The organism is Methylobacterium segetis (assembly GCF_004348265.1).
Lineage (GTDB): Bacteria > Pseudomonadota > Alphaproteobacteria > Rhizobiales > Beijerinckiaceae > Methylobacterium > Methylobacterium segetis.
The window spans coordinates 19,434-44,000 of sequence record NZ_SMNT01000001.1; the positions used below are offsets into that span (position 1 = coordinate 19,434).

General features: G+C 71.4%; 20 protein-coding genes and 1 tRNA gene. 13 read left to right on the forward strand and 8 right to left on the reverse strand.

Annotation, left to right across the window (positions count from 1 at the left end; translation table 11 throughout):
- Positions 1 to 175: 175 nt before the first annotated feature.
- The 4 genes from nadC to E1J50_RS00125 form a co-directional block, all read right to left on the reverse strand.
- On the reverse strand, positions 176 to 1,033 hold the full coding sequence (gene nadC / locus E1J50_RS00110) for a carboxylating nicotinate-nucleotide diphosphorylase (protein WP_132249139.1): 858 nt from the start codon (positions 1,031 to 1,033) through the stop codon (positions 176 to 178).
- Positions 1,030 to 2,553, reverse strand: a complete 1,524-nt coding sequence (locus E1J50_RS00115) for an L-aspartate oxidase (RefSeq protein WP_132249141.1) — start codon at positions 2,551 to 2,553, stop codon at positions 1,030 to 1,032. The genes nadC and E1J50_RS00115 overlap by 4 nt, the downstream gene beginning before the upstream one ends.
- A complete protein-coding gene (gene nadA / locus E1J50_RS00120) occupies positions 2,550 to 3,569 on the reverse strand; it encodes a quinolinate synthase NadA (protein WP_132249143.1) in 1,020 nt (339 codons plus the stop codon). Before nadA ends, E1J50_RS00115 begins: the two co-directional genes overlap by 4 nt.
- Positions 3,570 to 3,720: 151 nt before the next feature.
- A complete protein-coding gene (locus tag E1J50_RS00125; protein WP_132249145.1) occupies positions 3,721 to 4,551 on the reverse strand; it encodes an aldo/keto reductase in 831 nt (276 codons plus the stop codon).
- A 377-nt stretch (positions 4,552 to 4,928) separates the two neighbouring features.
- Between E1J50_RS00125 and E1J50_RS00130 the strand changes: the two genes are divergently transcribed.
- From E1J50_RS00130 to E1J50_RS00160, 7 genes are all read left to right on the forward strand, one after another.
- Positions 4,929 to 5,666, forward strand: a complete 738-nt coding sequence (locus E1J50_RS00130) for a sigma-70 family RNA polymerase sigma factor (RefSeq protein WP_132249147.1) — start codon at positions 4,929 to 4,931, stop codon at positions 5,664 to 5,666.
- 230 nt (positions 5,667 to 5,896) lie between these two features.
- The gene (locus E1J50_RS00135) at positions 5,897 to 6,505 is read left to right on the forward strand and encodes a 2Fe-2S iron-sulfur cluster-binding protein (RefSeq protein ID WP_342635881.1); all 609 of its coding nucleotides are present in this window, start codon (positions 5,897 to 5,899) and stop codon (positions 6,503 to 6,505) included.
- A gap of 10 nt (positions 6,506 to 6,515) precedes the next feature.
- Positions 6,516 to 7,487, forward strand: coding sequence for an FAD binding domain-containing protein (locus E1J50_RS00140; RefSeq protein ID WP_132249149.1), 972 nt, complete (start codon positions 6,516 to 6,518; stop codon positions 7,485 to 7,487).
- A gap of 19 nt (positions 7,488 to 7,506) precedes the next feature.
- A complete protein-coding gene (locus tag E1J50_RS00145; RefSeq protein WP_132249151.1) occupies positions 7,507 to 9,732 on the forward strand; it encodes a xanthine dehydrogenase family protein molybdopterin-binding subunit in 2,226 nt (741 codons plus the stop codon).
- Positions 9,733 to 9,806: 74 nt separating this feature from the next.
- Complete coding sequence (locus tag E1J50_RS00150; RefSeq protein ID WP_132249153.1) at positions 9,807 to 11,339, forward strand: acetate--CoA ligase; 1,533 nt, start codon at positions 9,807 to 9,809, stop codon at positions 11,337 to 11,339.
- A gap of 98 nt (positions 11,340 to 11,437) precedes the next feature.
- A tRNA-Ser gene (locus tag E1J50_RS00155) sits at positions 11,438 to 11,529 on the forward strand.
- An 85-nt stretch (positions 11,530 to 11,614) separates the two neighbouring features.
- Positions 11,615 to 13,165: a DUF6538 domain-containing protein gene (locus E1J50_RS00160; protein ID WP_132249155.1), complete on the forward strand. Its 1,551-nt coding sequence runs from the start codon at positions 11,615 to 11,617 to the stop codon at positions 13,163 to 13,165.
- 120 nt (positions 13,166 to 13,285) lie between these two features.
- Here E1J50_RS00160 and E1J50_RS00165 read toward each other — a convergent pair whose 3' ends face one another.
- The 4 genes from E1J50_RS00165 to E1J50_RS00180 all read right to left on the reverse strand — a co-directional run bounded on the left by E1J50_RS00165 (position 13,286) and on the right by E1J50_RS00180 (position 19,682).
- Complete coding sequence (locus tag E1J50_RS00165) at positions 13,286 to 14,395, reverse strand: hypothetical protein (RefSeq protein WP_165937738.1); 1,110 nt, start codon at positions 14,393 to 14,395, stop codon at positions 13,286 to 13,288.
- Entirely contained in the window at positions 14,392 to 15,777 is a 1,386-nt protein-coding gene (locus tag E1J50_RS00170) for a hypothetical protein (RefSeq protein ID WP_132249159.1), read from the reverse strand. The genes E1J50_RS00165 and E1J50_RS00170 overlap by 4 nt, the downstream gene beginning before the upstream one ends.
- A 5-nt stretch (positions 15,778 to 15,782) precedes the next feature.
- Positions 15,783 to 18,050, reverse strand: a complete 2,268-nt coding sequence (locus E1J50_RS00175; protein WP_132249161.1) for an AAA family ATPase — start codon at positions 18,048 to 18,050, stop codon at positions 15,783 to 15,785.
- Positions 18,051 to 18,188: 138 nt separating this feature from the next.
- Positions 18,189 to 19,682 (reverse strand): DnaJ domain-containing protein, encoded by a 1,494-nt coding sequence (locus E1J50_RS00180; protein WP_132249163.1) that lies wholly within the window; start codon positions 19,680 to 19,682, stop codon positions 18,189 to 18,191.
- 162 nt (positions 19,683 to 19,844) lie between these two features.
- Here E1J50_RS00180 and E1J50_RS00185 point away from each other — a divergent pair, with 162 nt between their 5' ends.
- The 6 genes from E1J50_RS00185 to E1J50_RS00210 all read left to right on the forward strand — a co-directional run bounded on the left by E1J50_RS00185 (position 19,845) and on the right by E1J50_RS00210 (position 24,477).
- Positions 19,845 to 20,489, forward strand: coding sequence for a hypothetical protein (locus tag E1J50_RS00185; RefSeq protein ID WP_132249165.1), 645 nt, complete (start codon positions 19,845 to 19,847; stop codon positions 20,487 to 20,489).
- A 266-nt stretch (positions 20,490 to 20,755) separates the two neighbouring features.
- Positions 20,756 to 21,076, forward strand: a complete 321-nt coding sequence (locus tag E1J50_RS00190) for a hypothetical protein (RefSeq protein ID WP_132249167.1) — start codon at positions 20,756 to 20,758, stop codon at positions 21,074 to 21,076.
- A 474-nt stretch (positions 21,077 to 21,550) separates the two neighbouring features.
- Complete coding sequence (locus tag E1J50_RS00195; RefSeq protein ID WP_132249169.1) at positions 21,551 to 22,894, forward strand: PGN_0703 family putative restriction endonuclease; 1,344 nt, start codon at positions 21,551 to 21,553, stop codon at positions 22,892 to 22,894.
- A gap of 1 nt (position 22,895) precedes the next feature.
- Positions 22,896 to 23,144: a hypothetical protein gene (locus E1J50_RS00200; RefSeq protein ID WP_132249171.1), complete on the forward strand. Its 249-nt coding sequence runs from the start codon at positions 22,896 to 22,898 to the stop codon at positions 23,142 to 23,144.
- A gap of 193 nt (positions 23,145 to 23,337) precedes the next feature.
- Positions 23,338 to 23,892, forward strand: coding sequence for a hypothetical protein (locus E1J50_RS00205; protein ID WP_132249173.1), 555 nt, complete (start codon positions 23,338 to 23,340; stop codon positions 23,890 to 23,892).
- 102 nt (positions 23,893 to 23,994) lie between these two features.
- Positions 23,995 to 24,477 carry a hypothetical protein gene (locus E1J50_RS00210; protein ID WP_132249175.1) on the forward strand — a complete coding sequence of 161 codons (483 nt, stop codon included), beginning with the start codon at positions 23,995 to 23,997 and terminating at the stop codon, positions 24,475 to 24,477.
- Positions 24,478 to 24,567 lie beyond the last annotated feature (90 nt).

Consider the following 24,567-nt stretch of genomic DNA (forward strand, 5'->3'; position numbering starts at 1 on the left):
CGCGACGGCGCGGGCGAGAGACAAACCGCCCCGCGTTGAAAGCCGCCCCGCCCGAGCCCCCGTCGCGCGGCGGCCGGCAAGCGTCCAGAGTTCCGGCTGCCCGTCTCTGAGACCGCGGGCCAACTCTCGAGAGCGCGTCCCTCCGACGGAGGGCGCGCCCTTTTCCCGCCGGCCTTCAGGCCGCGTCGAGCCCGAGGTCGATGATCGGCGCGCTGTGGGTGATCCAGCCGCAGGAGATCAGATCGACCCCCGAGGCCGCCACCGCCGCGACCGTGTCGCGGTTGATCCGGCCCGAAGCCTCGCTGATGGCGCGCCCGTCGATCATCGCGACGGCCTCGGCGAGCTGGGCGGGCGTCATGTTGTCGAGCAGCACGGCGTCGGCACCGACCGAGAGCGCCTCCGCCAGCTGACCCAGATCGTCGACCTCCACCTCGATCTTCACGAGGTGCCCGGCATGGGCGCGCGCCCGCTCGATCGCGGGAACGATGCCGCCTGCCACGGCCACGTGGTTGTCCTTGATCAGCACCGCGTCGTCGAGGCCGAAGCGGTGGTTCGAGCCCCCGCCCGCCCGCACCGCATGCTTCTCCAGGGCGCGCAGGCCGGGCGTGGTCTTGCGGGTGCAGACGATCCGCGCCTTGCCGTGCGGGCGCGCCGCATCCGCGAGGGAGGCGGTGGCGGTCGCGACGCCCGAGAGGCGGCAGAGGAGGTTCAGCGCCACCCGCTCGGCGGTCAGGATCGCCCGTGCCGGGCCGGACAGGCGGATCACCGTATCGCCGGGCCGGATCCGCGCGCCGTCCGCCCGCTCGACGCTCACGCTGACGGCGGGATCGATCAGCCCGAAGGCGATCACCGCTGCATAGGTTCCGGCGACGACGCCCTCCTGGCGGGCGGCGATGACGCCGTCGAGCCGCGCGGAGGGCGGCACGATCGCGTCCGTCGTGATGTCGCCCGCCCGGCCGAGATCCTCGACCAGAGCGGCCCGGACGATCGGCTCCACCAGAAGCCGCGGCAGGGGCAGGATGGGCTCGCTCATGACAGCATCTCCGCGAAGCGCTGGCCTTCGAGGGCGCGCTCGACCTCGGCGAGGCGGGTCTCGCTGTGGCGGGCCGCCCCCATCCCGGGATGATCGCTGCGCCAATGCGCGCCCCGGCTCTCCTGCCGACGCAGGGCACTCTCGGCGATGAGCAGGCCGGTGAGCGCGGCGCCGCATCCCGTCTCGGCGAGGGCGCTGAGGCGCGCCACGGCCTCGGTAAGGCCCTCCGCATCGCGCACGACGCCGACGCGCCGCTCCATCACGGCGCGCACGGCCGCGATCCGGCTCGGCGCGGGTGCGTCGGCCTCGCGCGGCGGCCGCACGGCACCGGTCGGCGGCTCCTCGAGGCGATCCGCGATCCAGCCGGCATAGGCGAGCGCCTCGAGGAGCGAGTTGCTAGCCAGCCGATTCGCCCCGTGCAGCCCGGTCGAGGCCACCTCGCCGCAGGCGTAGAGACCGGGCACCGTGCTGCGGCCCGCGGCGTCCACGAGCACGCCGCCCATGTGGTAATGCGCGGCGGGGCGCACCGGGATCGGCTCGCGCGCCGGGTCGATGCCGGCGGCCGCGCAGAGGGCGGCGACGGTGGGAAATCGGGTCGGCATCCGCGCGCCGAGCTCGCCTCTCGCGTCGAGGAAGACCCGCTCGCCGCGCGCGAGAGCCTGGAAGATGCCGCGGGCGACGACGTCGCGAGGCGCGAGGTCGCCCCCCTCGATGCCGGCCATCACCCGGTCTCCGCGCCCGTCGATCAGGCATGCGCCCTCCCCGCGAAGCGCCTCCGTCGCGAGCGGCATCGGGTCGCCGCCCGCCGCGATCGCGGTGGGGTGGAACTGCACGAATTCGAGATCGCGCAGGCTCGCGCCCGCCCGCGCCGCCAGCGCGAGGCCGCGCCCGACGGCGCCACGCGGATTCGTGGTCGAGGCGTAGAGGCCGCCGACGCCGCCCGTCGCGAGGACGACGGCCCGCGCCTGGATCCGGAACCGCGCCCCGTCGCGCTCGCAGACGACGCCGGCGACGGCACCCGCCTCGTCCTGCAGGAGATCGCGCACGGTCGCGACGACGACCTCGATCGACGGCGTCAGCGCGACGGCGCGGACGAGCCCGTCGAGCACGGCACGCCCGGTCGAATCGCCACCTGCCCGGACGATGCGGCGCCGGCTATGGGCGGCCTCGAGGCCGAGGGCGAGCGCCCCGTCCTCCTGGCGGTCGAAGGGCACGCCGATCCGGACGAGCCAGTCGATCAGCCCCGGTCCGGCTTCCGCGACCCGCCGCGCCACAGCGGGCTCGGTGAGGCCGGCGCCCGCCGCTTCCGTGTCGGCCGCGTGCAGGTGGGGTGCATCGTCCGCCCCGATCGTCGCCGCGATGCCGCCCTGCGCCCAGCCCGTGGCGGTGCCGGAGCCGAGCGGGGCCGCGGTCACCAGCGTCACCGGGCGCGGCGCGAGGCGCAGCGCGACCGCGAGGCCGGCGACGCCCGCCCCGACCACGACGACGCGGTTGGCGGGATTGCGAGCCGGAGCGTTCATCGCGCTTTGACCGCCAGCATGCGCTCGACCGCCGCGCGGGCGCGGTCGGCAAGCTCCGGCTCGACCGTGACCTCGTAGGTCATCGTCTCGAGCGCGCGCCGGATGTTCGACAGGCTCATCCGCTTCATGTGCGGGCACATGTTGCAGGGCTTGATGAACTCGATGTCGGGGTTCGCCGCGGCGATGTTGTCGGCCATCGAGCACTCGGTGACCAGGACGACCTGAGCCGGACGCTTCTGCTCCACGAAGTTCATCATCATCGCGGTCGAGCCGGAGAAATCGGACTCGGCCACGACCTCGGGCGGGCATTCCGGATGCGCGATCACGGTGACGCCGGGATAGCTCTCGCGCACCTCGCGAATGTCGGCGGGCGTGAAGCGCTCGTGCACCTCGCAATGCCCGGCCCAGGTCAGGATCTCGATCTCGGGCAGCGCCGCCTGGACGTTCTGCGCCAGGAACTCGTCCGGGATCATCAGGACGCGCGGTGCGTTCAGCGACTTGATCACGTCGACCGCGTTGCCGGACGTGCAGCAGAGATCGGATTCGGCCTTCACCGCGGCCGAGGTGTTCACGTAGGTCACGATCGGCACGCCCGGATAGCGGGCGCGCAGCGTGCGCACGTCCTCGGCCGTGATCGAATCGGCGAGCGAGCACCCGGCCCGCATGTCGGGGATCAGCACCGTCTTCGACGGATTCAGGAGCTTCGCCGTCTCGGCCATGAAGTGGACGCCGGCGAGGACGATCACGTCGGCGTCGACCTTCGCCGCCTCCCGCGCCAGGGCGAGGCTGTCGCCCACGATGTCGGACACCGTGTGGAAGATCTCCGGCGCTTGGTAATTGTGCGCCAGGATGACCGCGTTGCGCTCGCGCTTCAGGCGCAGGATCGCTTCGACGTCCGACGCCAGGGCCGGCCACTCGATCGCGGGAACGTGACGGCTCACCCGCGCGTAGATGTCCGGCAGGGGAAGCGATCCGGGCGTGGCTCCGCGCGCGAGCGGGAAACTGGTCGCCGCCATGGCGTCCTCCATTATGCTCACTTTGAGCATTCCGGAGCCTAAGTTAGGCGGCGCAGATCCCGATGTCCAGATATGCTGAGACTGAGCATATCAATTTTGCGACGCACTGTTCGGTGTGCGTCGCAAAAAGCCCGTTTCCGCGGGTTGCGGTTCAGCCGAAGGTGTCGGGGTTCGGGCCGATGCGCCCGTCCGGCCTGTCGAGGCTGGCGATGGCCCGGCGATCCTCCTCGCCGAGAGCGAAATCGAACACGCCGATGTTCTCGGCGATGCGGGCCGGCGTCGCCGTCTTCGGGATCGCGACGAGACCGGTCTCGAGGTGCCAGCGCAGCACGATCTGCGCCGGTGTGCGGCGATGCGCGCCTGCGATGCGGGTGAGGACGGGGTCGGCGAGTTCCTTGCCCTGCCCGAGCGGGCTCCAGGATTCGGTCACGATGCCGTGCGCCTCGTGGAAGGCGCGCAGCTCCGCCTGCTGAAAACGCGGGTGAAGCTCGATCTGGTTGATTGCGGGCACGATCCCGGTCTCGCCGATGATCCGTTCGAGCTGCGCCACCGTGAAATTCGAGACGCCGATCGAGAGGGCGCGCCCCTCCTCGCGCAGCGCGGCAAGGGCTCGCCACGTCTCCAGGTAGAGGTTCCGCTCCGGGCAGGGCCAGTGGATCAGGTAGAGGTCCACATGCTCCAGCCCGAGCCGGGTGAGGCTCTCGTCGAAGGCGCGCCGCGCCGCGCCGCTTCCCTGGCTGTCGTTCCAGAGCTTCGTCGTGACGAACAGATCCTCCCGCCCGACCCCGGCCTCCCGGATCGCCTGCCCGACGCCGCGCTCGTTCCCGTAGATGGCCGCGGTATCGATGGAGCGATAGCCGGCGCCGATGGCGCGGCCGACGATGTCGGGGGCGTCCGCCTCGGCGAGCTGATAGACGCCGAACCCGAGTTGCGGCATGGCGCGGCCGTCGTGGAGGCGAAGGGTCGGCACGGAAACGGGCATCGGGCACTCCGTCGACGCCGCGGCCTGCGCGACGGTTCGCTGGGCGGCGCAGGGCGCGCGACGCCGGCATCGATCGGGCCACAGGTGGCGCCGCGAGCCCCCATGTCCAGGGCGGCGCTCGACCGCATCTCGCACAGTCCCCTCAAGCAGTGCCAAGCTCTACTGTCTTTCACTGCATTGCGACGGTTGTCGCCGTGTACTTGGAAGCAGCCACTTCGCGCGTAGGGTCGCGCGCGCGGATTTCGAGCAACGATCTGCGCATCAATCGAGCCTGCGCGGTAACCTATGTTGAGGCGACGCTTGTGCGGGCCGGCAAGATCGGGATTCAAGCGTGCGGATCTTCTTCCGGACGCGTCTGCCTGGTCGATCGGAGAACGATGCCTGCCGCCAAGGAACAGGATGCGATCGCGCTTCTCCCCGTCTCTCTGACCGCTGCGATCCGGGTCCATCTCGGGAACCTCTTGAAGAAGGCCTACGCGGACGTGACGGCCGCCGCGCCTCCCGACCGCATCGGCGAGTTGCTCGCCCGCCTGCAGCACGCGCTCGCGGAGACGGACGACCGGAATGCGCGCGCCTTCCGCAACGGGCTCGTCGACGCGCTGCCGAGCCTGCAGAGCTTCGCCGTCTCGCTCACCCGCAACCCGACCCGCGCCGACGATCTCGTGCAGGACACCGTGATGCGCGCGTGGCGCAGCCGGGAGCGGTTCGAGCCGGGCACGAATCTCGGCGCGTGGCTCTTCACCATCATGCGCAACGCCTTCTACAGCGAGCACCGGCGGCAGGCTCGCGAGGTGTCCGACAGCGAGGGCGATCTCGCCGCCCGGGTCGCCACGGTGCCGAGCCAGACCGGCCATCTCGACCTGCAGGATGCCCGCGCCGCCCTCGACCGCCTCCCCGCCCCGATGCGCGAGGCCCTGATCCTCGTCACGATCGAGGATCTGACCTACGAGGAGGCCGCCGCGGTGATGAATTGCCGCGTCGGGACCGTGAAGAGCCGTGTCTGGCGCGCGCGCGACCAGCTCGCGCTCCTGCTCGGCTACACGGCCGAGGAGATCGGCGCCGATCGCATCACGCTCTCCGCCCTCGGCGGCCCGGTGGTCAGCGCCGAGATGTGATGCCTGCATAGGCCTGCCCGCGCGCAATCGGCGCAGTCCGGCCGGCGCGCCGGCCCGGATCGATCTTTGCCGAGCCCGCGTTGTCCGAGCTTCGTAGCGAAGCTGTCGCGGGCTTGGGCATCGTGCGCATGGGCAACTCGGACAAGGACATCTCGGGCAACGGCAGTCCGGGCAAGAGCAGTCTGGACAGGAGCGCGACCGACCGGCCGTCGGACCTCACCCGCAGGGCGATGATGGAAGGCTGCGTCGCCGCGGCCGCCTTCGGGGCCGTGGGCTTCCCCGTTCGTCCCGCCGACGCGGCGCCGAGCCCGGGCGATCCGGCTCCCGAGACGATGCCGGTCCGCCTGACGATCAACGGCACGCCGCGCGATCTCGTCCTCGACACCCGCACGACGCTCCTCGACGCGCTGCGCGAGCATCTCGACCTGAATGGAACGAAGAAGGGCTGCGATCACGGCCAGTGCGGCGCCTGCACGGTGCTCGTCGACGGGCGCCGCATCAATGCCTGCCTGTCGCTCGCCGCGATGCACGAGGGCGACGCGATCACGACGATCGAGGGCTTGGCGAACGGGGACGAGCTGCACCCGCTCCAGGCCGCCTTCCTGCACCGGGACGGGTATCAGTGCGGCTATTGCACCCCGGGCCAGATCTGCTCGGCGGCGGGGATGCTCGCCGAGGTCGAGGCCGGCTGGCCGAGCCACGTCACGGAGGATCTCACCGAGCCGGTCGCCCTGACGGATGCGGAGGTCCGGGAGCGGATGAGCGGCAATCTCTGCCGCTGCAGCGCCTACCCGAACATCGTCGCGGCGATCCGCGACGCCGCCGGCACGAAGCTCTGAGGGGCGCGCGATGAAGGCTTTCCGCTACGAGCGCCCGGCGAGCATCGAGGAGGCGGCCCGGCTCGCCGCCGACCGCCCGAATGCCCGCTTCATCGCGGGCGGCACGAACCTGCTCGACCTGATGAAGTTGCAGGTCGAGACACCCGCGACGTTGATCGACGTGAACCGGCTGCCGCTCGGCCGTGTGGAGGCCACGCCGGACGGCGGTCTGCGCATCGGCGCGCTCGTGCGCAACGCCGATCTCGCGGCACATCCGCGCGTCAGGAGCGAGTACGCGGTGCTCTCGAAGGCGCTGCTGGCCGGTGCCTCGGGGCAGTTGCGCAACAAGGCGACAACCGCCGGAAACCTGCTCCAGCGCACCCGCTGCTATTATTTCTACGACACGACGAAACCCTGCAACAAGCGCGAGCCGGGCTCCGGCTGCGCGGCGATCGGCGGCTTCAACCGCATCCATGCCGTGCTCGGCGCGAGCGAGGCCTGCATCGCCACGAACCCCTCCGACATGAACGTCGCGATGCGCGCCCTCGACGCCGTGGTCGAGACGGTGGCGCCGGACGGCGCCGCGCGACAGATCCCGATCGCGGATTTCCACCGGCTGCCCGGCGACACGCCCCAGACCGAGACCGACCTCCGGCCCGGCGAGCTGATCACGGCCGTGACGCTGCCGAAGCCGGTCAAGGGCGTGCACCTCTACCGGAAGGTGCGCGACCGCGCCTCCTATGCCTTCGCCGTGGTCTCGGTGGCGGCGATCATCGACAAGGAGGGGGACAAGGTCGGCGCCGCGCGGCTCGCCTTCGGCGGCCTTGCCCACAAGCCCTGGCGGGTCGAGGGCGCGGAGGCGGCCCTCGTCGCCTCGGGCCGTGCCGACGACGCGGCCGACGCGGTGCTCCGGGGCGCCCGCGGCCAGGGCGGCAACGACTTCAAGATCCCGCTCGCGCGGCGGACCCTGCGCGCGGTCGTCGCCGAAGCGACACGCGCCTGAGCCGAGGGGACAAGCTGTCATGGACATGAGCCAGCCGATCGGGTCGACGCCCCTCGACGCCAAGCCGGACGGCCTCGTCGGCCGCGGCATCGACCGGATCGAGGGCCGCCTCAAGGTGACGGGCGCCGCGCCCTACGCTTACGAGACCCGCGAACTGAAGAACCCGGCCTACGGCATGATCGTCGAGGCCGCCATCGCCAGGGGCCGCATCCGCGCGATCGACCTCACGGCGGCCCGCCGGGCGCCGGGCGTCATCCACGTGATGACGCACGAGAACGCCCCACCCCAGGGCAAGAAGAAGGAGCAGGTCGGCCCCGTGCTGAAGGGGCCGGAGATCGTCCATTTCGGCCAGCCGATCGCCTTCGTCGTCGCCGAGACCTTCGAGCAGGCCCGGGCCGCGGCGGCGCTCGTCCGCGTCGATTACGAGCGCGCGGAGGGCCGGTTCGACCTGCGCGCGGCGATGCCCGCGGCGATCGTCCCGAAGCAGGTCGCGAGCCCGCCCGATTCCAGCCTCGGCGATTTCGAGGGCGCCTTCGCGGCGGCGGCGGTCAAGCTCGACGTCGAGTACACGACCCCCGTGCAGACCCACGCGATGATGGAGCCGCACGCGACGATCGCCGGGTGGGACGGGGACCGCGTCACCCTCTACACGGCGAACCAGATGCTGAACCGGGGGCAGGTCTCGTTGGCCTCGGTGCTCGACCTGCCGGTCGAGAACGTGCGCCTCGTGAGCCGATACATCGGCGGCGGCTTCGGCGCGAAGCTGCAGCCGCAGGCGGATGCCGTCTTCGCCGCCCTCGCCTCCCGCGTCATCGGCCGGCCCGTCAAGGTGGCGCTGACCCGGCAGCAGGAATTCCACGGCTCGACCCGGCGCAGCGACACGATTCAGCGGGTCCGCCTCGGCAGCGATGCCGAGGGGCGGTTGAGCGCGATCGCCCACGAATCCTGGTCGGACACGACCTCGGGGGACGATTTCTACGAGACTTCGGCCAACGTCACGCGCTCCCTCTACGCGGCGCCGAACCGGCTCACCCGCCACCGGCTCGCGCATCTCGACCTGCCGCTCTCCTCCGCCATGCGCGCGCCCGGCGAGGCGGTCGGCCAGCTCGCCTTCGAGTGCGCGATGGATGAACTCGCCGAGCGGCTCGGGCTCGACCCGATCGAGTTGCGCGTGCGCAACGAGCCCTCCGAGGACCCCGAGAAGAAGGTGCCCTTCTCCACCCGCCAGCTCGTGCCCTGCATGCGCGAGGGCGCCCGCCTGTTCGGCTGGGAGAAGCGCGGCGCGCCGGGCTCGATCCGGGACGGGCAATGGCTCGTCGGCCTCGGCATGTCGGCGGCCGCGCGCCTCAACCCGCTGCAGCCTTCCTCCGCGAGCCTGCGCCTGGAGCGGGACGGCAGTCTCACCGTCCGCATGGCGATGACCGACATCGGGACCGGCACCTACACGATCCTGGCTCAGATCGCGGGCGAGATGATGGGCGTGCCCGTCGACCGCGTGCGGGTCGAGCTCGGCGACACGCTCTTCCCGAAGGCGGCGGGCTCCGGCGGTTCCTGGGGCGCCGCCAGCGCCGGCTCGGCGCTCTACGTCGCCTGCGACGACCTGCGCCGCCGCCTCGCGGAGAAAGCCGGGCTCGACCCGGCGGCCGCCGCATTCGCGGACGGGCGGATCAGCGGCGGCGGTCCCTCGGTGGCGCTGGCCGACCTCGCCGGAGAGGGCATCGAGGTGACGGGCGAGATCAAGCCGGGTGACCTCAACAAACGCTTCTCGCAATATTCCTACGGCGCCCATTTCGCCGAGGTCGGCGTCGACATCGATACGGGCGAGGTGCGCCTGCGCCGGATGCTCGGCGTCTTCACCGGCGGCCGGATCCTCAACGCCAAGACCGCCCGCTCGCAGGCGATCGGGGGCATGATCTTTGGCGTCGGCGCCGCCCTGACCGAGGAGGTGGCGATCGACGGCCGCTTCGGCACCTTCGTCAACCACGACCTCGCCGAGTACCACGTGCCGGTCCACGCGGACATTCCGGCGATCGATGCGGTCTTCCTGCCCGAACTCGACGACAAGGCGAACCCCCTCAAGAGCAAGGGGCTCGGCGAGCTCGGCATCTGCGGTGCGGGCGCGTCTATCGCGAATGCCGTCCACAATGCCACCGGCATCCGCATCCGCGACTATCCCCTCACCCTCGACAAGGTGCTGCGGGGGCTGGAGGAGCGGGACGGCGGCGCGCAACTCCGCCGGACCTGAGCGGCGGCGTTCGGATTGACGGGCGCCCGATCCGGAGGGATCACGGGGCGGCAACGCTCCGCCCGGATCCGCCCGTGACAGATTCCACCCGCCCGCCCGAGCGCTTCAACGCCGCGCGCTACTGCCTCGCGGAGAACGCGCGCCTGCGGCCGGACAAGACTGCCCTGGTCATGGTGGGGGACGCGGCCACCGAGAGCCTGACCTTCGCGGAGGCCGACCGGGCCGTGCGCGGCATCGCGGCGGGTCTCCTCGGCCTCGGGCTGGAGCCCGGCGCGCGCGTGATGATCCGCATGGGCAACGAGGCGGACTACGTCCTCGTCTATTTCGGCGCCTTGGCCGCCGGCCTCGTCGCCCTGCCCTCCTCCCCGCTTCTCACCCCCGGCGAGGCCGGCTTCCTGATGGAGAATTCGGGTGCCGCGCTCGTCGTGGCCGGCGCCGACTGCCCCGTCGACGCGGGAAGCCTCGGCGGCCGCCTGCTCCTCGATGCCGGCGCGATCGCCGCGATGAAGGCGGGCCCGCCCCTGCCGGACTACGCGGACACGGGCGCGGACGATCCCGCGACCCTCGTCTACACCTCGGGCACCACCAGCCATCCCAAGGGCGTTCTGCACGCCCACCGCGCCGTCTACGGGCGCCGCCCGATGCACCCGCACTGGCTCGGCCTGACCGAATCCGACGTGATGCTGCACGCGGGCACGATGAACTGGACCTACACGCTCGGCGTCGGCATCACCGATCCCTGGGCCGTGGGCGCCACCACCGTCCTCTACAACGGCCCGCGCGACCCGGCGATCTGGCCGGGCCTCATCGCACGGCACCGGGCGACGCTGTTCGCGGCCGTGCCGAGCCTCTACCGGCAGATCCTGAAATACGCCGACCTCGCCGCCTGCGATCTCTCGAGCCTGCGCCACGGCGTGACCGCGGGCGAGGCCCTGCCGCCGGACCTGCTCGACGCCTGGGAGCGGGCGACCGGCAAGCCGCTCTACGAGGCCCTCGGCATGAGCGAGATCTCGACCTACGTGTCGAGCGGCCCGACCATCCCCGTGCGCCCCGGCTCGCCCGGCCGGCCGCAGCCCGGGCGCCGCGTCGCCATCCTCCCCGTCGAGGGCGAGCCGGTCCCGCTGCCGGCCGGCGAGACCGGTCTCCTCGCCATCCACCGCTCCGAACCGGGCCTGATGCTCGGCTACTGGAACCGGCCGGACGAGGAGGCGAGTGTTTTGCGCGGCGAGTGGTTCGCGGGCGGCGACCTCGCGCGCCTCGATCCGGACGGATATCTCTGGTTCGAGGGCCGCAACGACGACCTGATGAACGCGATGGGCTACCGCGTCTCGCCGAACGAGGTGGAGGGCGTGCTGGCCGAGCATCCCGACGTGGCCGAGGTCGGCGTCGCCGAATTGGCGGTGCGCGCGGACGTGCGCGTCATCGGCGCCTTCGTGGTCCTGAACGCGGACGCCGCGGCCGATGCGGAGGCGCTGCTCGCTTGGTGCCGCGCGCGGCTGGCCGCCTACAAATGCCCGCGCGAGATCCGCTTCCTCGAAACGCTGCCGCGCACCGCCAACGGCAAGGTCCAGCGCAAGCGCCTTGCCGAGGCGGCGGCGGGCGTGTGAGACCGCCGACGCCCGTCGCCCGCTCCCGAGCCCGCGCCGCAGAGGCCGCGGCAAAGCGGGTTGACCGGCCGAACGCGAAATTCTAGAGCCAGAGCCGTGGAGACGTGGCCGAGCGGCTGAAGGCACTCGTTTGCTAAATGAGCATACCCAGAAATGGGTATCGAGGGTTCGAATCCCTCCGTCTCCGCCACCACACTTAATTGTGGTGTTCCTGCCGTAGCTTGCTGTCCGGCAATGGCTTTTTGGACGCCCGGTGGTACACACGGGTGGTACACATGGCCCTCGCGATGGCAACTCCCTGGCTGCATCCGCGCACCCGCGTCTATTATCTCCGCCGGCGCGTCCCGGACGACCTGAAGGCTGCCCTTGGGCGCGGCGAGGTCCGCCGCAGCCTGGGCACCCGCGATCCAAAAGAGGCCAAGCGCCTGTTCGCCGGGGCGCTCGCCGAACTCGAGGCGCAGTGGGCGAACCTCCGGGGCGGGGCGCGGGCGCTGACCGAGCACGAGGCGCACGGGCTCGCCGCGCGGGTCGCAGACGCGTTCGTGGCCGAGCACCGGGATTACCCGAGCCGCCAGAGCCTGTGGCGGGTCGAGGCCGGCGAGACGCTGTTCGAGGAGGGCCCGCTCGCGCTTGAGGGACGCTCGGCGGTTCAAGTGATGATCGACGGGCTCGACCGGCACATGGTCCAGCGTCAGGCGATGCGCGCATGGTGCGAGAGCGCCGCCGACGCACACCTCGAGCGCGAGGGCCTGCGAGTCGATCCGGACAGCCGGCGGGAACTCGTGCGCGCGATCGCCCGGGCGATGCAGGCCGGCGCGCTGCGGCTGCGCGAGATGGCCCGCGGCGGCTGGGCCCCGGCACCCGCATTGGTCGGCCAGATCTCGGCGCCGCCGCTGCCAGCTCCGCCGGCGCGTGGACCCGAGACGCCGGGCCTACCCGCCGACGGGATCACTCTCGAGGCGCTGATCGCCGGCTGGCTGCGCGAGCGCCAGCCCGCGGCGAAGACGGCCTACGTCTTCCCCCGGGTGGTGCGGGACTTCGCGGCCTTCGTCGGGCATGGCGAGGCCGCGCGAGTCACCGAGGACGACGTCGTTCGCTGGAAGGACAAGCTTCTGGAGCACGGCCTTCGCGGCACCACGATCCGCAACGGCAAGATCGGGCCGGTGCGCACGATCCTGCAATGGGGCGTCGACAACAAGAAGCTTAAGCTCAACGTCGCCCGCGGCATCAAGGTCACGACGAAGGCCCGGGCGGTGGATCGCAAGCGTGACCCGACGGAGAACGAGGTTGCAGTGATCCTCTCGGCAGCGGCCGCGTCGCGCGATCCCGTGCGGCGCTGGGTGCCGTGGCTGTGCGCCTACACCGGCGCCCGGGTGGCCGAGATCTGCCAGCTGCGCAAGGAGGATGTCTACACGGACGCCGGCATCCCCGTTCTCGCCATCCGCCCGGAGGCCGGCTCGCTCAAGAACGAGAACTCCGAGCGCACCATCCCGGTCCACCCGACGCTGATCGCTAGCGGGTTCCTCGAGTTCGCCGGGAAGGCTAAGCCCGGGCCGCTGTTCCCCGACCTGACGCCTGACCGGTTCGGCAGCCGGGGCGGCAACGGCAGCAAGGTGCTCGGCCGGTGGATCCGCTCGCTGGGGCTGACCGACCCGCGCATGCAACCCAACCACGGCTGGCGTCACCGCTTCTCGTCGCTCTCTCGTGACAAGGGTCTGCGCGAGGATGTCACGATCTACATGCTCGGTCGGCAGAAGTCGGTGAGCGGCGCCTACGGCGGCTACGGCCTGCCGATGCTGCTCGAGCAGATGTCGCGCATCCCCTGATACCCGCTGGCGCCGATCGGCTGCACGCCACCGATCGTTCGATCATTCTTGACGTGAGCCGGCGCTGCATGCGGACGGCATCCGTCTCTCCGTCCGGCCCGCAGCCGAGGAGCGCGCCCCTCATCCCTCCACACCGCCGCTGACGACGCGGCGGGAGCGCTGTACCGCCGCGACGAGCGCATCCCCGTCGATCAGATCCCCGGACGTCCAGACGTGCGCGAGTCGCCGCCACATCTCCTCGAAGGCACCATGCCGAGGGCCCGCGCAGCGGCGCAGCCGGGCGATCGGTTCGTCGAGGAGGGCAGCCTCGCGATACAGCAACGCGGGATCCCTGGCCGCCCCGGGTGTCGTGGGCGCGCGCAGGTGCTGCAGGATCACCCGAACGCGCCGGACCTGCTCGGACGGTTCGTCCGCGCCCGGAAGCCGAGGTACCGCGTCGGCCGGGATCTCGCGGTCGAGGAGCGCCCGCCAGAACGCCGACATCTCCTCGGGCCAGGTCAGGGCGAGCGCGCGGCGCACGCCATCGAGCGTGATCCCGGACTCACCGGGCAGACGCGCGACCTGCTCCGCCATCCGCCCCGGCAGACCTTCCCCGGCCCCGACGAGCACATCGAGGGCGCGTTCGTCAGGGGGTGCCGACGGCAGGCGCGCGCGCAGGAAGGCGTGAGCATCGTCCCGCGCGAGGGGCCGCAGACGGAAGCTGTCGCAGCGTGAGCGGATCGGCTTGGGGAGCCTTCTCTCGTCGCGCGCGAGAAGGATGAATGAGATGCTGGTCCCCTGCAGAGTCTTCAGAAAGCGATCGAGCACGCGGTCGCCGTACTCGTCGGCGTCGACCAGGACGATCATCGATCGATCGTCCAACAATCCCTTCCTGGTCTTCAAAAACTCGTCGACGTGGGCGCTGTCCGGTGTTCCTCCAGGATCATACTCGAGGTAGCCGAGGCCGCGCGGTTTGCGATCGAAGCGGGCGCAGTGGTGGCAATCCTCGCGCCTGCAGGGTTCACCCGCCGCGGTCGGCCGCACGCAGAAGGCGCCACGCGCGTAGACGCGAGCCAGCGTCCGCCGGCCCACTCCGGGCGGACCATGCAGGATCATCGATGGGTGGTGCGTGCCTGTCCTCACGCGCGTGCGCAGCGCCTCGATCGCGCGCACCTGCCCGAGGAGGTCCGTGAAGGCCCCGGGCGAGGCGAGGGGCGAGTGCGCTTCCGATTCAGATTGGACTTCGCTCATGAGCGGGCCTCGCCGGGCGGTAGAATCCATGCGGCGTCCGCCTCGTCACACGCTTCGTCGCCCGCACCTGCGTCCGCGAGCGTGGCCGCAGCCAGACGATGCAGCCGCGTCGACCAGGGTCCGCTGCGCAGCGCCGTCGCGGCGTCGAGGCATTCGACCAAGCGGCGCACCGTCCTGGCGCGCCGGGCCGCGAGCGGATCCGTCGCGGCCGCACCGTCGGGTGCCCCACGGCCCCCGACTCGCCGGCTCGCCCCGGGCGTCACTCCGGAGCGAGACGTGAGAACGCGCCCCAGCGCCCCCCAATGCCCGCCGAGCTGATCCTCCCCCGGCGGCATCGCCGAGCGCATGAGAAAGTCGCGACCCAACCGATCGAGAATCGGGATGAGGAGGCTCGGTGTGCGACGATCACCGATCGCGCCGGCCCGCGCGCACGCAACAAGGTGCGCGTCCCACGCCAAGACCAACGCCGCCCATAGGATTGCGGCAGAAGAGGTGTCCGCGGGCGCCGGGCGGGCGCCCCGTCGCGTGTGTGCGCCCGCACGCCGGACCGGTTCCCCAGGTGGCACGAGCACCTCGCCCGCGATCCGATGCAGCTCTATGACGACCTCGCGGGGCGACCACGCCCGTGCGTTCTGACGTTCGTCCAAGACTTTGATCAGATCGACGAGCGCCCAACCGCTCGGCTTGGCGAGGAGGTGATGCAGGCAGCGCACCGGCGATGCCGGCCTGCCCCGCCCGGGCGCCGTGACGACCGCCTCCGGCGGTTCGAACCGCTCCGTGCGGGGATCGACGCGGATCAGAACCTCGTCCTCGAACGCGTGCAGGAGCGCGCGCAGGCTCGGATCGCGACGGGCCCAGAACCCGTCGAAGCGCGCCGCGAAGCCGGGCTGGTCGAGCCAGTTCGGACGGGCGGCGAGGTCCGTCGAGGCCTGCAGGCCGCGCAAGGCCGGCCTCAGCGTTTCCCGGGTGATGCGCGGCTCGCGCAGCACGAACGCGGCTGCCTCGGCCGCGGCCCAGCCCGCACGTGTGGTGAGTAGGCCGCCCTCCTCCACGAACAGAATGAAGCGCGGCTCCTCCCGCGCCCGCGCGCGGGCTTCGAACGTCGCCAGCATCATCTCGTCCTCGGCGCGACGTCCGGCCGTGTCCTCCTCCGCGTCGAGCCAGAGGCAGCAGTGAGGACCGCGATCGAGGAAGAACGACCCGCCTCCGAGCGCGCTCCGGAAGTCAGCGTTATTGGCGCAGACAATCAGCTCCTTGCCCTGGGCGGCGGCGAGTTCGCGCAAGGCCTCCTTGACCCGCGGCCGTAGGACGCCGGTGCGATAGAGGTAGATCATCTCGCCGGTCAGCGGCGGCGGAGTGATCAGGTACTCGACGTCGAGCATGGTCGTCAGGCCTCCGCGCGCGGCCACCACGCGCCGGGCCAGGTGTGCCGGCGCTCCTCGGCCGGACGGCTCCACGCGGCGATCCGCTCGGCTTGGGCGTCCTGCGCCTGGGGGGTATCGGCCCCGTAGATCTCGGCGATCTCATCCAGCCGCGCCCGCCGCTCGGCCTTCGCCGATAGCCTGTCGGGGTGCTCCTCCAGTTCCCAGCCCGTGCGTAGGTGCTCCCAGGCCCCGGCATCGAACGCGGACAACAGGTCCATCCCGTGCGCGCAGGCGTTCGCGACCGCCTGGGGGGCGAGGAGCTCGGAGACGCTGAACAGCGGATCGGAAACCGGCCCGGCCCGTCGCCAAGCGACCGCGCCCGCCTCATGTAGGAGCTCGCGGAGCGGGCAGACGCGGCCCGCCTGCGGGTCGAGATGCGTCACGCCCGCGTCGAGGCCCGCGCAGAGTTGCATGACCGCCCGCCAGTGGAACGTGATTGCATCGGCCCTCCGAAGGGGGGCGGGCGCGAACGAGATCCCGTTCTCTGGCTCGGTCGTGCGGTCCGCCGCACGCCACGCCCGACACCACGCGTCGATCCGACCCGTCGCGTCGTCTCCTGCGCGCGGCTCGGTGCCCTGGGGTAGGTGTGCCACGACCAAACCGCGCAGGTCGCCACCCCGGTCAGGATCCCGCATAAACAGGGTGAGACGGGCGAACGGGCCCTGGCCCCACGAGGCGACCGCGTCCCGCAGATCCCTGCAGAACGCCTCGATCGACGCGCGCGCCGACGCGTCGTCGTCGCACCCGTACGCTGCGGGACGCACATCGAAGCGCGCGTTGAACAGGACGCCGTGTTCCTGGGGCAGGTAGGACGCGGTTGCCACGATCGCCCGGACGTCCGCCGCCTCGATGTAGCGGGACTTGCCCGGGGCCGGGACTGCGGCGAGTTCGAGGCGTTCGGGTGCTCGTGGGGTCGGCGTCGGGCGCCGCGCCGTATCCTGCCCCAGGTCTGATTGAGCCGGCTCGACCGGCCCCGCGTTGACGAGATCCTGGAACACCGCCACGCGCAGCTCCAGCGCGGCCGGGGCGGTATCGTCGGCCGGCGTCGCCCAGAACGCCATCATCCGCCGCCACGGCTCGGCGAGGCCGCCGGTGCGCTCCAACCTCAGGCGCCGCCGGAAGCGATCAATGATCCGTCGCCGGTCCATCTCTTCAATCGAGGCCACGAGCGCGTCGACGACCGCGTCCTCGCCGAGGATGTCGTTGTAGTAGAGGCTCGTCAGGAAGGCCTGCAGCCAAGCGATCTTGGTCGCCGCTGGCTCCTGCCAGGCGAACCACGCCCGCACCTGGGCGGACTCGTCGCCGTCGGCCAGCGCCGTGACGTAGGTGAGCAGATGCACGTCGTGGTCGACGTCGAACACCTCCCGCACCAACTTCACCGTGATGCGCGGGGGTTCGAGATCGCGCAGCTGCCCGAGGCCGTTCAGCAGATCGCGGGGATGGCCTTGCTTGAGGCCCGCAAGCAGAGCGAGCGCGGCCGGATCGTAGGCGAGGCCGTCTGCCTCCGCCCGTTCCTGCAGGAGGCGGATCGCGAGCCGGGCCGGGAGCGGTTTGACCACGACCGAACGAAGCCGCGAGCGCAGCGGCGCGATGATCTGGCCGGGGTGGGTGGTCGCGAAGCAGAAGGTCACGCCGTCCGGAGGCTCCTCGACGGACTTGAGGAGGGCCTCGGCGGCGCGCCGTTCGAGGGCATGCGCCTCGTCGAAGAAGAGGACCACGTACTTGTAAGCCGTCTGGGGGCGGGCGCGGTCCGTCACGAAGCGGAGGACGTTGGCCTTATCGCCGCCTTCGAGAGGCGTGTCGTATTCGTGAAACCCAGCGTTCGCTGTACAGGCCTGACATCGCCCGCACGGCGAGCCGCAGGCGCGCCGGTCACGGCAGTTCAGCGCGCGCGCGTAGAGGCGCGCGAGCGACGTCTTGCCCGAGCCGTAGGCGCCCTCAAAGAGGATGGGGCGGGCGATCTGTCCGCGCTGGATCAGCCGGGAGAGAAACCTTTTGGCGTGCTCCTGACCGCGGATCTCGGCGAAGGTTTGCGGGGGACGGGCATCGGCGTAATCGGACCTGGCCAAGGGGGGGCTCCTCGCGGCTGGGCTTCGCTCCGCGCAGGCCGCGGCTTGGGCCGCAACCTTGGGGGTTCGGTGGGGGACCGGCAAGCCTTGCCGGGCCTGACGAAGCTGACGGGTCTGACGGGTCTGACGACGCTGACGGCCCTGACGAGGCTGCCGACGCAAGCGGCCGTCACGCCGATCGCGCCCTCACCGGGCCGGCTAGAGCCGTGCCCGACCACGTTGCAATCGGGCGGGGCTCTAAGTCCTTGTCGCAACGCGCTCTCTCGCGCCGAACCGGTGTCCACTTCGGCGGAGAGCGCTCTAGACGCTCCCGGGCGCGACCTTCAGCGGGTAGTACCACCCGGTCTCCTTCTTGACCTTCGGACCGAACGGCACCGTGGGATCGAGCACGTACGTGCGCATGCATTCCCCGAAGCGGGTGAGGGTAAGGGTGCTGTTCGTCTGCTCGCAGTACAGGTCGTGGAGGTCGCTCGCCTTGATGCCCTGGCGCGTGACGATTCCCGTGACGCGCGCCGACATGAGGTCGAGAGCGCGCAGCCAGACCAGCACTGGGTCCGGCGCCCGCCCGGTCTCCTGCAGGGCGACGAGCGCCTCGAGATGCGCCTCGATCGGCCCCGCCCCGAACACGTCGACCGAGCGCCACAGCAGCCCGTAGTCCACCGTGTCGATCGCCGGCCACACCGCCGCGTCGCCCCCGGTCTCGACCTTGCCGTTGCGGAAGCGCAGGCTGGCGAAGCGCCGGTTGCCCGTGGCGTCGGCCACCAGGGCGTCGATCGCGCTGTTGGCCGTGCCGATCAGCGTCGTGCGCTGCCGGTGGCCCTCGCTCATCGACGTGCCGAGCTTGCGCCGCCGCAGCCCCTCGCTCGTCACGAGGCTCTTCAGCACCGGGATGAGCTTGGCCTCGATCTGCTCCATGTCGTCCACGAACAGCGCCGGAAAGCGATAGATGTCGCCGCTGCGCTTGTCCGTAAAGTCCGACAGCAGGACCGGGCCGGTTGCCAGCTCGCGCAGCGGCGCCAGGAACTTGCGCACGAACGTCGTCTTGCCCCCGCCCTGGAGCGGGCTCCAGATCACCGGCATCAGGTGGTGCCGGATCGGCAGCCCGAGGAGCTTGCGCTTCACCTGCCAGACGAAGTGTTGCAGGCAGCCGACGCACAGCGTGGCGTCGGTCTCGAACACGGTCGCCGCGAGCAGCGACCACGCCGTCGCCGCCTCGTCCGTCGCGCCCACGTCCGGCATCAGCAGCGGCTCGACGATCGCCTGCCGGCGCGCCTTCTGCGCCTCCCGGGTCAACCGGCGCACGGCGCGCTCGACATCGGTCTTGCGCATCTTGATGCCGTTGGCCCGCACCTCGGTCATGAGCTCGTCGATCAGCCAGGGGCCATCGATCTCCTCGACCGCCAGGAACCCCGCGATCTCGTCCGCCCGATGCGCCGCGCTGGGCGCCGTCCGGCTCCGCAGCGTGCCGTCGAACAGGATCTCGATGCCCTCCCGCTCGAGGAAGACCGCGACGAGCTTCACGGCCGCGTCGGTCAGCTTCTCTTCCTCCTCGGGCCCCGCACCCGACTCCGCGCCGTCCGCCTTGTCGAGGCGGCGCTGGACGCGGCGGCGCATGATCGTCTCGTAGGCCTCCTGGATGCGGTGGAACGCCTCCGCGCTGCCGTTGCCGTTGAGATCCGGGTGAGCGATCTTGGCCTCCTTGTGATAGGCGGCCTTGACCGCCTCCGTCGAAGCGCCCGGCGCGACGCCGAGCACCCTATAGGCTTCCTCGCTCGTCATGTTTGCGTGCGACATGGTAGAATTCGTCCTGGCAAAGCCTTGGACAGGGCGGTCGTGGCTCGACCCGCTGGAGCCCGTCAGGCGATGACCCAGGGCTAGCCAGTCGCGGGGGCTCGCCGGAAAACTGCTGGAATTGTCCGGGTTCAGGCGATCGCGGTACGGGGGCGGGAGAGCGGCGTGGGGCGGGCGTATGCGGGGTTCTACTGGACGCTGCCGGTACCGCGACGGGGCTTCCGGCAGTTGCCCGCTGACGTCGAGGCCGCCGCCCGCCGCAGCCGGACCATCCGATACCAACTCGAGCTGATCCGCCGGTATGTGCGCGACGAGAAGGGCCACCTCATCGCCGAACGGGCCTTCATGGAGTTCGCCTCCGATCGGGGCACTGAGGCTGTTCGCGAAGAATTGGACAGGATCATACCGATCTGCATCGCGAAACAGGCCACGTTGCTGGTGGTCGATTTCTCGCAGGCTCACCATTGGCGTCCGCACGAGGAGATACCCAGCTACGTCAGGGCGCGCGGCGTCGAGTGCGAACCGTTGCTGCCGGAGCGGGAGATGATTGACGGTCAGTTCTTCGACCCGATCCGGCACTTTCGCCGATGGCAGAAGCGACACGCCTCCGAAGGTCCGGCCATGCGCGAGCGTGCGAAGCTGGAACTGCTCGCGGTCATGGGGCGACTGCCCGAAGCGCGCGGTCGTACGCAGCGCGCCGCCGACGACTTGAATCAACGGGGGATCACGACGGGTACGGGCCGCCGCTGGACGGCGGAGGGTGTGCGCAAGACCTACGCGCGCCTGACTGCGACGGACGCCGACGCCTGAACGCTCGCTCGTCCCCAGCCGACGGTCCCGGGGCGTCGCTGGCCCGACCGCTACTCCATCGCGGTGCTCGCTCGGGTGGACGGCGGTTCAGCCAGCCCTGTCCCGAGCCGGTCCCGGCGATCGTAGCCAATCCCAATCCCTCGGGGGGCAGGCCTACGTGCGGATGCCACACGGCGATGAGCAGATACTCGGGACCGGGCACGTGCCGCCATATGACAGTGCCCCCTCGACGGGCATCCCGCAACGCCAACGGCCACGATCGATCCATGCGTGAAACCCGCCCCAGCCCCTTCCGGCCCGACGACCACCCCCGCGTGACCGAGGCGCTGCGCTACCTCGCGCGAAACAGCCCGGCTTACTTCGAGCGCCCCGGGCCCGCCCACATCAAGGTTGGCCCCTACAACTTCTATCCCACCACCGGCCGCATCAACCGCGACGGCGGTAAGTGCCTCGCCGAGCGCGGGCTCGCCGCCTTCGCCCGGGTTCTCAAGCTGCCCGCGCCCGGTTCGCCCGAGGACGGCGAGCGCGACCACCAGCGCAAGGCGCGTAGGACCGCGCAGGACGCGACGCAACTCACCGCTCGGTAGGAGCCCATCGCCCCGCCCCATCCGCACCCGTCTTGATCGGCGCGGCGATGCCTCCCGCGTTGCCGCGGCCGCACCCGTTCAGGCGCACGAGGGTCTCCATGCGGGCGTCCGTCTTTTTTACAGTAAAACGCTGCACCCCGAGGGCATAGAGGTCGTATCATCGAGCTTGACATTGTGGTACAACAATAAAACCCCACCGGCAGACACCCTCGGACACACAGACACCCCCAGCCGAGAGACAACCCGAGCCGACACACCCGCCGAGCCACCCCAACACACTCCCCGCGACACCCCCGAACCACCCAGAGCACCCCCAGACGCCGTCGCCGGCCAGCCCCGGCACGAGCACCAAGCGCGACCACCGCCCCAATCACGCTGCCGCGCCTTCGTCGCGCTGCCCGCGCAAGTTCCAGCACGCAGCCGTGAAGCCATCCCGGACCGCACCGCCCGCGGTCGCCAGCCGGGAGCCCCTTCGTGGCCGACCTCACCCTGCCCATCGCCCTCCGCGACCCCTCCGCCTCCGATCCCTTCGTCGCCCGCCTGCCGCACGCTCCAGCCCTGTCCGACGCCTTGCGTAAGGCCCACGGCGCCTTCATCAGCACCGATTCGCGGTTCGCCGCCGCGGCCAGAGTTCTGGCGAGCCTCTGGCGCGCCGATCACGGCCTGCCCGCAGGGGTCCACATCACCCGCGGCGCCGATGGCAAGACCCGCCGGGTCCGGGCTGGCTACCGCCTGCGCGCCGACGCCGCCCGCGCCGGGGCCGCTTTCCTCGAGCCCGCCACCCGCGCCTTCCTTCATCGTGCCCTCGTTCTGAGGGAGCTGGGCTCAGCCTGGGACGTCCCCAAGATCCAGGGTCACCTGCTGTCTTCGCAAGGTTTGCTGATCAACCTTCTCGCGCCGCTCGCCTGCGATCCGGATCTGGCCACCGCGGTGTTCCGCGCCCTGCTGCCCGATACCGTGCATGCCATCACCGGCATCACGGTAGAGTCCTCGATCGGGCGCGATGACCCCGCCCTGCTCGGGGACGGCACCGCCTGGGACGCCCGGATCGACTTCGTCAGCTTGGACGGCGAGCCCGGGATCATCGGCCTGGAATGCAAGTACGTGGAGAACCTTCAGGGCCCAGCCGCCTCTCCCCGCGACCGCTACCGTGAGGTCACCCGCGCCAGCGGCCTGTTCATCGACCCCGACGTCCCCGATCTTTACCGCCCCGGTCTCGAGCAGCTCCGCCGCGAGCACACTCTCCTCCCCCTCGCCCTCGCCCGCGGGCTCGCCGGCCGCGCCCACTTCATCCTACTCGGGCCCGCCCTGAACCCCCGGGTCGCGGCCGCCGCCGAAGCCTACCGCGCCCACCTCGTCGACCCCACCGGCGCCCAGGGCGGCGTCGGCTTCAGCCACCTCACCCTCGAGGCCGTCCTCGCCGCGCTGGCGGCGGCCGGCGCGACCGATCGGGCACGCGCCTTCCACGCCCGCTACCTCGACCTCGACCGGGTCGCCGCGCTCGCCCTCGGGCCGGACGCCCCCGGCACCCCTTCGTCCCCGCCGCCCAACGGCCCGGCCGCGCCGCTCCTCCTGCCGGCCCCGTCGCCCGGGGACGTACCGAAGGCCGCGCCGGTCGCCCCGTACGGATCTCGCCGGCGGGCTGCTCGACCGCGCCACAGGGGGGCCGGGACGCCCACATGTGCGGCACCCGCCCGCCGATCCGGATCCGCGTCGGCGAAGCGGCTCCTGCCGCGCACGTCACCGGCGACTCCGGCTTCGTCGCGCCCCACCGCCGCTGCGCGTTCGGCCGCGCCTGCCTCTACCAAGGGCTGCTGAGATGGACGCCATCGCGGACGCGCCCACGCTCGCCGACCCCGACGACGCCCCCGTGCCGCACATCACCCACGACCCCGCAACCGGCCGCGCCTACCCCGCGCCGACTAGCCCGGAGCCGGACTTCGTCACGCTCGCCCACCAGCTCATCGACGCCTGCGCCGAGGCCACCGACGGCTGCTTCCCGTTCGAGCCCGATGGCTTCTGTGCGCACGGGCACCCGACCTGGCTGCGCCGCCTGGGCGTCGTCTGACCTCCGACCCATCTACGCCGCGCCGACTCCCACGCCGGCGCGACGCCGGTGGGGTCTGCACAACCCTCCACCCCTAGGCCCGCTTCGGGCCGCTTCGGCCTGCTTCCTCTCCCGGGAACCCCGCCATATCGCCTCGACCCATCCGGGCGCGCCGCTCCCCGCGGTGCCGATGCGGTCCGAGGAGCCCGCTACCATGGCCACCGCTCTCGACCTCCCCCTGCCGCCCTCAGCCGACACCCCGTTCGTCGTCGCCTTCATCACTGAACCCCCGGGGGCGCTCGCCATCCTGAGCCGGACCACGGCGCCGGACGGCCACACCTGGAACCGCGTCGTGCGTCTGACTTCACCTCGGCGTGGCAAGCGCTTCAGCCGCAACACCGAGACCGGACGGGTGCTGCGCGCCCTTCATGCCGACGGCCTGCTCGGTCGGGTGATGATCAACCTGCCCGAGCACGCCGGCATCCCGCGCGACGGCGCCGCCTTCCGCGAACCCGACATCCAGCACCTCGTGCGCGGTCTGGAGCGGATGGGGGTCCAGGCGATGGTGACCGCCACACCCCTGTGGCGCCCCGCCTTCGACGTCCCCAACCCCGACGGGACCAGGACGCTGGCGAGCACCATGGCGGCGTATCTGCCTGACGGCCTGAGGGGTACGCCGCACGGGGAGGCGCAGTGCATCGATGCGCTTCTGCTGGCGATATTTGCCGACGCACCCGACGACGACACGCCGCCCTACCGCCCGCACTGACCCCGCAGCTTCTTCCAATCACGCCCCTCGCGGCGGGCCGCCTGTTACCTCCCGGCCTGCCGCACATCCCCCACCCCCTGCAGCCGCCCGGACACCCCACCCATGCTCGCCACCGACACCCAGTTTCTCGACGTGCTCCTCCCCGCCGCGATCCACCTGCACGAGGCGATGGTCGAGGAGGGCGCCACCACCCCCGCGGCCATCGAGGCGCTCCTCGCTCGCCTCGCCCCCGACCTCGACGCGGACGCCAGCCGCTTCGTCCTGCGCCTGGCCACCTGGGTGGCGTTCTACACCCAGCACGTCATTGACGAGGCCTTGTCGAATATTATCCACGCCGCAGACCCGACGCTCGCGCTGGGTGCGTTTTCCGTCCAGTCAAAGTGGGCGGCCTTCGACCTGCGGGTCTGCCGGCGCAAGCACGCTGACGACCCCGACAAGGACCGGCTGCGCGATGAGGAGGTCGAGTACTTCCGCGCGAAGGTGGCGGGCATGCCCTTCTATGCCTTCGGGCGACTGTTCCGTGAGCAGCTCGCCAAGGATCCCCCACATGACTCGAACGAGGAGGACATCGACGACATCGACTGATCCGTGCGGCTGCGGCCTCGAAAATTCAAGCCGCAGCTCCGCCCCCCGCCTACCCATTCGTCAGCCACGCTGTGGAAGCCGGAGCTGGCC